We start from the raw sequence: 7,708 nt of genomic DNA, 5'->3' as shown, positions 1-7,708 counted from the left end.
TATCTTTAATAGCTTAATTCAAACATATTCAGCTGTGAAACAATTACTTACCTTCATCGCATCCCTATTTCTTATTACAACCATACTATACAGTTGCCAAAAAGACGACATAAGAGCGGAATCCGCAATTGATGATTCGGATGCAATTGGCAGACCGACATCGCAACCCCCTTACGTTTTAGATACCAACCCCACTCAACTTCAGGTATATGGTGTCTGGCATGCCGGAAATGATTACTGCACCTGGGGCACGGTTCGTGACATGGACGATTTTGATCTGAAAAATCATTGGATTATTGATCGAGGGGGTGGGAGTCCTTCCGTAAATGTAGTCGTTTTGAGTTTCGTCAACCCATTGAAACTGCTAAACAGAACAAATGATGCCACCACTACCAATGGTCTGCCAAAAGGGATGACCCAGCAGGTAGTCGATTATTTTAAGATCCATGGAATCCGGGTGATGCTGTCCATTGGAGGGATAACCTATACGAAGGACTGGAATACGGCATTGGCACAAAATCCGAGGTTGCTTGCAGAGAATGCCGCAGAGGTTGCGAGGACACTCGGCGTAGGCATTGAAATCGATTATGAAGAAAACCGAAATCCAAACCTGACCGGCTTACAAAATTTTATATCAACTTACAGAAGTATACACCCTTATGATTCACAAGGAACCAATCATGCTGCCCGGCTTACCATCGATTTAGCGGCAGGCGACCGTTGGCTGATTGGTATTTGCCAAAAAGCAACCGCAGAATGGCTCACTACAAGTACACCTGTTCTCGATTATGCCAATGCGATGGTACCAGCGAGGCAACCATCACTTACAGAAGCCATCACAAACTGGGACGAACATATCGACGGAAAACCCCAATATGCGCCTCCCATCCCTCCATTGGCTCCATGTAAATTTACCGGGGCGCTTTATATGACAGGTAATCAAACTGTACCCGAATGCGATAATTTTGATTCTTCCATTCAATTCCTAAGCAGCAACTATGTCACCCGAATAAAGCATAACGGCGCAGGAACATCGTCAGGAATGCTCGGTTACATGTTCTGGGCCGCCGAATGCAATTCGACCCGACAGTTGTGCACCACAAACTGTTCGGCAGGTATCGGACAGGGTGCGTTCTATTTTGACATCGATATTCCTATGCAGGCACTGCGACAGCAATAACTCAAACGCAACTTTACTATCACAACAAAGCTCAGTTTACCAACTGGGCTATTTTTTTGCTTCTATATCAGGTTTTTCAATAAATTACGAAGATTATTCCTACTTTAATAAAATGTTTATTATATTCGCTATCCAATCAAAACTTGTAAAAAACAATCATCATTAATTAAGAAACGAATCTATGAAAAAACAGCTGACCGTTCTTCTTTTACTTTCAACGTCTTGGACAATTTTTGCCCAGACAGAAACGCCCACTACAGAAAAAGAATCTAATAAATTTGAAATCGCCGTAATACCCAAATTAGGCTTCGGGAAAGTTCAGGAAACCGGAAGTCCTGCCACAAACGGATTTTTCAATGGTGGTGATTTGATCTTTTCAATCAGACCGGGTAAGCAAAAAATATGGAAATTCTCAACAGGAATAGGTTATTTAGAGTTTTGGGGAAACAAAAACATGGAAGGCACTTCAGCGGATTTAAAAAATGCTTATCTGCACATTCCCGTTAACGCGAGTGCGGACGTAATTCTTTACAAAAATACTAAACCTCAAAATCAGAATGTTTTATTGAATGTCGGGCTTGGTCTTTATGCAAACGATCAGATTAAAGAGGAAGTAGAAACGATATCCGGTACTTTTAGTGATTCGAATCTAGGATGGAATTTTGGTTTTACAACTCAACTCGGACTTAAATTCGAGCTATCCGACCTATTGGATTTCGGCTTTGGTTATGAAGTACAGGCAGATTTGTCTGAAGCAAAAAAAGGCGGCATCGAACGTAAAATCCAAAACGCGAATACCATTAATTTCACCATGGCATTCAAACTATAAAAAACAAAAAAACAGATTCCGGCAAACTAACCTGACGGAATCTGTTTTTATATATACAAACTTGCGAAAGCTATCGCTCAAGAATGGTTTTCAGATTAGACAGACTGATATCCATGTCTTTCGCGAGCATTTTTTCTACCATCGACACCATGATGTTCATCGGAAATATCATTTTGCTCCTATTACCCCAGATGACCTTCGTTTGATTATCGGAAACTATTTCGAAAACATAATCCGAGAAAGCTACAGCCGGAAATGGCCGTACAAAACGAATTTCGGTTTCGATCTTACTACTTTCAATCAGCGATTTTAATTCCAGTTCCCCTTCACCGGCTTTTTTATTACCATTCCATCGATAAATGAAACCAACAGTTCCATCGGTGCCGACAAAATCCCTTTTCATGCCGGGATCCACCATCACCCATTTGTTGAAATTATCTTGATTTTTGAGTAGTTTCAAATAGTCAAAAACTCTTTTACTTGAGGTATTGATTATGATTTCACGACGCACATGATATTCTTTCCTCATGAAAAGTGCTGCAATTAAAAGGAAGGCCATCAGACCTCCAAAAACCAGTAAAAAGATGTTTAAAATAGTCATCGCAATAGTTTTAAATGGTTAGATTATTTAAGTAAAATTTGGATGAAACTCCAATTATTGCTCCATCTGCTTGATTTTCTCTTCGATTTTACTTCGTAATAGTTCGAAACTTTCTTTTTTAATTTGCATATCGGCCAGCTTAAACAAACTGTGTTTTTTCAGATTATTCAACGCTCGTAACCGAATGCTTTCCGCCAGGACAACAGTCCGTTGATTGGCTTTTTGAACAGCAAGTACCACTGAAACTTCCAACGCGGCCAGACTTTCGGTGCGCAGGTTTTCCAATACGCTTATTTGTTTTTCGAGACGCGTCGATTTGATTTTCACTTTCTGAAGTTCCTGTCGCAGTTTCTCTTTTGTCTTATCCCTTTCGGCATTTCTCAATTGCTGCCCTTCTTCGGATAATACCTCTTTCTTCTGTATACTTTGTAACAGGAACGCCAATTGTTCTTTAGCCGCCAGGGGAATGTCACGCTTATCGGATTTAAACATAGACCACTGACTTGGTGTTATCCCCAACAGCATGGCCATTTCATCTTGAGATAATCCCAAGATGTGTTTTATTGTGGATGGCTTTCTCATTGTGTTGATTTAAGATTTTATTCAAAAGTAACACAAAATGAGTGTTGTTTTATAAAAAAAATATTTTTTAACACAAAATATGTGCTTATTTTTAATAATATATTTTTTAAACACTATAAAAACAGTATTGAAACTTTCATCATTAATCATTAACTTTAGTAGGTAATCTCCATCTTTCTAAATCCTGTAAAAGCTTATTCTAGAAAGAAAATAAATAAAATAAGGCACTATGAGAAAAATAGTTATTATATCAATGATCACTCTAGATGGAGTCATGCAGGCTCCCGGTGGACCAGAAGAGGATACATCAGGCGGATTCGAGTATGGCGGTTGGGTTGCTCCTTATGGAGACGAAATTTTTTCGGAGGTAATCAGAAAACTCATGCAACCTTCTGATCTTCTTTTAGGAAGAAAAACTTTTGACATTTGGGCCGATTACTGGCCGAAGCATGAATACGGATGGCCTGGCATCAATGATGTTACAAAATACGTCATGTCTGTAACAAAAAACTCTTCAAGTTGGCAGAACTCTGTTTTCCTGAACAGCCTTGAAGATATCGAAAAACTAAAAAGCTCAAATGGTTCGGATATTCAGGTTTGGGGTAGCAGTGAACTCATTCAGTCGCTTCTTAAAAATGATCTGGCTGATGAACTCTGGCTCATGATATACCCGCTAACACTAGGCAAAGGGAAGAAATTATTTATCGATGGTGCCATCCCTGCAGCATTTAAATTGACAGAGAGTGTGGCTACCAAAAGTGGCGTTATTATTGCCAATTACAAACGGGCCGGAGAAGTTAAGACGGGTACTGTTGAACCTTAAGAAAATGAATTGGAGTCCGCTATACCCTTTTAAGCATAAACCAGCACAATCTTATCCACGATAGTCTGCGCCAGCTTCACTTTGCTTTCCACCGTCCATCCAGCTATATGAGGGGTGAGTAGTACGTTATCGGCTTGAAGCAGGTACTCAAAAGCGGCAGGTTTTTCGCCTTCAAACAAATGCTCGAAGGACAGTTTCTCATATTCCAAGACATCCAGACCTGCACCTAAAATCTTTTTGGTTTTAAGCGCTTTGACCAAATCGGCAGTTACTACGCTATTTCCTCTCGCTGTGTTTACAAACCAAAATGGTTTTGAAAACGCATTGATGAAATCCGTATTGATCATTTTATCGGTTTCCGGCGTCCAGGGCGTATGCAGGCTCACTACATCGACTTTCTGCTGAAATTCAGCCAAACTTACCTGACAGGCATTTTCATCGCCTACATCGTTTAAAATATCGTAACACAAAACTTCCACATCAAAACCACGGAGTTTTTTGGCAAACGATTTTCCCATGTTCCCATAACCGATAATGCCAACGGTTTTTCCGTCGAGTTCGTGTCCGCGGTTACTTTCCCGATTCCAATGTCCGCTGCGAACTTCCTTATCGGCTTTATTCAGATTATTGAATAGCGATAAAAGCATCCCAAGCGCCTGTTCGCCCACTGCATTGCGGTTACCCTCCGGGGCGGCAATAAGATGAATTCCTTTTGCTTCAGCATATTCGCAATCGATGCTTTCCAATCCGGCTCCAACTCTTGCTATAAATTGCAGGTTAACAGCCTTATCAAGAAACTCTTTGTTGATTTTAAAACGGCTTCGGATAACAATACCGTGGTAATCATGAATCTTTTCTTCAATTTCCTTCTTTGATGATTTGAAATCTTCGAAGTTCTGAAAACCGGCGACTTCCAATTGTTCCCACAACAACGGATGGTTGCTGTCGATATGGAGTATTTTGGTCTGGTTTATGGGTTGTAACACTTTATTCATGGCAGGTGTCAAAGTTTCCTGTTATATGGAAATAAAGGTAATGGTTTTACACCAATGATCTTTTAAAATTTTTAAAACCCAAGGATTATTTTAGCAATGCTGAAATAAATAAGAATCCCAAGGATATCGTTACTGGTGGTAATAAATGGCCCTGTGGCCAAAGCGGGATCCACACCGTATTTATTAAGGATAATGGGAATAAAAGTCCCATTAAGCGAAGCGATGATAATCACCGATAACAGTGCTATGGTAACGGTAATCCCGATATGGATTTCATACCCAAGCAAAAAGTAACTGCCCGCAAAAAGAATCGCGGATAAGATTAAACCGTTCAATAAGCTAAGGGACAATTCTTTCAGCAATCGTTGCACGATACTGCCTGTAATCGCGTTATTGGCCAAACCCTGAACAATAATCGCTGAGGACTGTACCCCAACATTTCCACCCATTGCGGCAATTAACGGGGTAAAAAAGAACAGCGCTTTATGGGATTCCATAGCCGGCTCAAAAATACCAAGTACTTTAACACTGATAAAGCCTCCCAAAAGTGCCAATACCAGCCAAGGCAAACGCGCGCGGGTAAGTTCTAAAATACTGTCATCCGCCTCTACGTCCTGCGAGATACCAGCAGCCAACTGGTAATCCTGATCGGCTTCTTCTTTGATTACATCGATAATATCATCGATGGTAATTCTACCCACCAAACGTCCCATTTCATCAATAACCGGAATGGCTTCCAAGTCATACTTTTGCATGATACGGGCTACTTCTACATCCGGCGTGTCTACTTTAACGTAATCTACCTTCTTGATATAAACCTCGCTGATTGGCGTTTTGGTGGACGTGGTAAGCAAATCTTTCAACGACAAACGTCCTTTCAGACGATCTTCGTCATCCACCACGTAAATGGAGTGAACACGGGTTACATGTTCCGCCTGCTGACGCATTTCTTTCACGCAGGTCAGAACATTCCAATTTTCGTTAACTTTCACCAACTCTTTACCCATCAACCCCCCGGCCGTATCTTCATCGTAGCGCAATAGTTCGACAATGTCTTTGGCGTGTTCAACGTCTTCCAGCTCAAGGATTACTTCCTCTTTTATGGATTGTGGAAGTTCTGCGATGATATCCGCCGCATCGTCAGTGTCTAACTCATCTAACTCTTCGGCAATCTCTTTGGCTGAAAGTCGGCGTAGGATGTTTTCACGTAAATCGTCTTCCAGCTCCAATAGGATTTCAGCGGTTTTCTCGGAATCCAGTACTTTAAAAATATAGGTCGCCTCATCGAAATCCAACTCATCCAGGATTTCGGCGATATCAGCATGGTGCAAGTCATTCAGTAAAACCTCCAGTTGCTGGTCGTTTTTACTTTGAATGAGTTGCTCTAATTCTGAAATTAGTTCTTTGCTGATTTTAAACTCCATCGGCTCCTATTTTTTGCGTAAGTTCTATGAATTGTTCCACCGAAAGCTGTTCCGGACGAAGGTCAAAGATACTATCTTCTCGTAAATTATCCGACAGATTCAGCGATTTTAAGCTGTTTCGAAGTGTTTTTCGCCTTTGATTGAAGGCCGTTTTCACCACATTAAACAACAGTTTTTCGTCACAAGGCAATTCATAATTCTCCTTGCGGATCATTCGCATTACACCCGATTTCACTTTTGGCGGTGGCGTAAACACATGTTCACTTACCGTAAAAAGATATTCCACATCATAAAAAGCCTGTGCAAGAACCGACAGGATGCCGTATACTTTACTTCCTTTTTTGGAACAGATGCGTTCGGCTACTTCTTTTTGGAACATTCCCGAAAATTCAGGAATCTGATCGCGTAGTTCCAGTGTTCGGAACACGATTTGGGTTGAAATATTATACGGGAAGTTTCCGATGATGGCGAAAGGTTCCTCCTTAAAAACTTCTTTAATATTGTATTTTAAAAAATCCTTGGATATTATTTTTCCGTGTAATTTCGGATAATGTGCATCAAGATAAGCCACCGATTCGGTATCGATTTCGATCACATAGGTATCTATCGGTTTTTCCAGTAAATATTTGGTGAGCACACCCATCCCCGGACCGATTTCCAATACGTTTTTATATCCTTTCAGCGTCAGTGCATCGGCAATATCTTTGGCTATGCTTTCATCGTTCAGGAAGTGCTGACCAAGGTGTTTTTTTGCTTTTACTTTGTCCATGACAGATTTTTAGATTTTTAGATTTCTATACTTCTTAGACTACCATGAATAACTTTCTAAAATGTCTACTCTTCTAAGTTGTCTTGATTGTCTAATTTAATGTTCTGAAATCAACTCCAATTCGGTACGGAAGGCCAGCATCTTGTCACCAAAAAGGTGCAATCCCTCTTCACGCAGCCTTGGCGCATCTTCGTCGTAATAACGCTGTAAGGTTTCCAGGGAATCAGTCGTATATTGAATAGAGTATGTTACTCCTCCCATTTCTTCATCCACCAACACTTTTACCATTCGTGCTGAAGTGAATTTCCCGGTAGCTAAAACATCTGCAATGTGTTTGTTTTGCATCCAGTCCATCCATTGGTCATGAACACTTTCGTGTATATTTATGGTTACGTTGTAGATTATCATTTTTTTAGATTATTAGATTATTAGCATGGTTTAGATTGTTAGAATTTTAGATTGGTTAGGATTTCTGTTTTCTTCTAAAAGTATAAAACATTTGATT

At 40.4% G+C, this 7,708-nt stretch carries 9 protein-coding genes; 3 read left to right on the top strand and 6 right to left on the bottom strand.

The window, feature by feature from the left end; translation table 11 throughout:
* Together VLB74_RS08130 and VLB74_RS08125 are read left to right on the top strand one after the other, a co-directional pair.
* Positions 1 to 1,180, top strand: a 1,180-nt coding sequence (locus VLB74_RS08130; protein ID WP_325202957.1) for a glycoside hydrolase family 18 protein, incomplete at its 5' end; no start/stop codon positions are given.
* Positions 1,181 to 1,361: 181 nt separating this feature from the next.
* Positions 1,362 to 2,009 (top strand): hypothetical protein, encoded by a 648-nt coding sequence (locus tag VLB74_RS08125; RefSeq protein ID WP_325202956.1) that lies wholly within the window; start codon positions 1,362 to 1,364, stop codon positions 2,007 to 2,009.
* Between the two features lie 70 nt (positions 2,010 to 2,079).
* On the opposite strand, the gene VLB74_RS08120 is transcribed toward VLB74_RS08125, so the two are convergent.
* Both VLB74_RS08120 and VLB74_RS08115 read right to left on the bottom strand, forming a co-directional pair.
* Positions 2,080 to 2,610, bottom strand: a complete 531-nt coding sequence (locus tag VLB74_RS08120) for an SRPBCC family protein (protein ID WP_325202955.1) — start codon at positions 2,608 to 2,610, stop codon at positions 2,080 to 2,082.
* 54 nt (positions 2,611 to 2,664) lie between these two features.
* Positions 2,665 to 3,192 (bottom strand): hypothetical protein, encoded by a 528-nt coding sequence (locus tag VLB74_RS08115; protein WP_325202954.1) that lies wholly within the window; start codon positions 3,190 to 3,192, stop codon positions 2,665 to 2,667.
* A 229-nt stretch (positions 3,193 to 3,421) separates the two neighbouring features.
* Here VLB74_RS08115 and VLB74_RS08110 point away from each other — a divergent pair, with 229 nt between their 5' ends.
* Complete coding sequence (locus VLB74_RS08110) at positions 3,422 to 4,015, top strand: dihydrofolate reductase family protein (protein WP_325202953.1); 594 nt, start codon at positions 3,422 to 3,424, stop codon at positions 4,013 to 4,015.
* Between the two features lie 29 nt (positions 4,016 to 4,044).
* On the opposite strand, the gene VLB74_RS08105 is transcribed toward VLB74_RS08110, so the two are convergent.
* The 4 genes from VLB74_RS08105 to VLB74_RS08090 form a co-directional block, all read right to left on the bottom strand.
* Positions 4,045 to 5,010 (bottom strand): 2-hydroxyacid dehydrogenase, encoded by a 966-nt coding sequence (locus VLB74_RS08105; protein WP_325202952.1) that lies wholly within the window; start codon positions 5,008 to 5,010, stop codon positions 4,045 to 4,047.
* A 71-nt stretch (positions 5,011 to 5,081) separates the two neighbouring features.
* The gene (mgtE, locus tag VLB74_RS08100; RefSeq protein ID WP_325202951.1) at positions 5,082 to 6,434 is read right to left on the bottom strand and encodes a magnesium transporter; all 1,353 of its coding nucleotides are present in this window, start codon (positions 6,432 to 6,434) and stop codon (positions 5,082 to 5,084) included.
* Positions 6,424 to 7,203 (bottom strand): 16S rRNA (adenine(1518)-N(6)/adenine(1519)-N(6))-dimethyltransferase RsmA, encoded by a 780-nt coding sequence (rsmA, locus tag VLB74_RS08095; protein WP_325202950.1) that lies wholly within the window; start codon positions 7,201 to 7,203, stop codon positions 6,424 to 6,426. The genes mgtE and rsmA overlap by 11 nt, the downstream gene beginning before the upstream one ends.
* A 96-nt stretch (positions 7,204 to 7,299) precedes the next feature.
* Positions 7,300 to 7,611: a DUF4286 family protein gene (locus VLB74_RS08090; RefSeq protein WP_325202949.1), complete on the bottom strand. Its 312-nt coding sequence runs from the start codon at positions 7,609 to 7,611 to the stop codon at positions 7,300 to 7,302.
* Positions 7,612 to 7,708: the final 97 nt, after the last annotated feature.

The sequence above is a fragment of the Flavobacterium sp. genome (assembly GCF_035456225.1).
In the GTDB taxonomy this organism is placed as follows: Bacteria; Bacteroidota; Bacteroidia; order Flavobacteriales; family Flavobacteriaceae; genus Flavobacterium.
This window is presented reverse-complemented; position numbering and strand designations above follow the sequence as displayed.